We start from the raw sequence: 453 nt of genomic DNA, 5'->3' as shown, positions 1-453 counted from the left end.
CTTCGGTGCGCGTGAGAGGGACGTCGTGTATAGCACCCCGCAGTTGATTGAGATTCCGGATCCAGATGGTGCCGGCCATGTCAAATGGGACAAGGTTGCAATTGGTCAAACGGTAACGCTAGCGCTCGACAAGCGCGGGAACGTCTGGGGGTGGGGGACTAATTACTTCAAAATGGTGGAGCGTGCCAATGAAAATGGGCTTATTTCACCGACCATGCTGCTGCAGGCTAGCACGGGATCTGAAGCACACCTTTGGAGGGACATCGATATCGGCTATAGCGCAGCCGCAGCGATTGATAACCGCGGGAAACTGTGGACCTGGGGCCATGATGATTGGGGGCAACTGGGGCGTGGCACCACGGTGACTGGACAGAATATAGGGCCCAACCCCGTCCAAATGGAGCACGGAGAGTGGACGCAAGTCGTGATCGGCATGCGCCACATGATTGGCAT

At 56.7% G+C, this 453-nt stretch carries 1 pseudogene; it reads left to right on the top strand.

What is annotated here, in order from left to right:
- Positions 1–25 precede the first annotated feature (25 nt).
- Positions 26–453 (top strand): annotated as a pseudogene (locus CDV44_RS27310) (hypothetical protein); the annotation flags it as partial.

It is taken from the genome of Pandoraea sp. PE-S2R-1 (assembly GCF_002179865.1).
In the GTDB taxonomy this organism is placed as follows: domain Bacteria; phylum Pseudomonadota; class Gammaproteobacteria; order Burkholderiales; family Burkholderiaceae; genus Pandoraea.
This window is presented reverse-complemented; position numbering and strand designations above follow the sequence as displayed.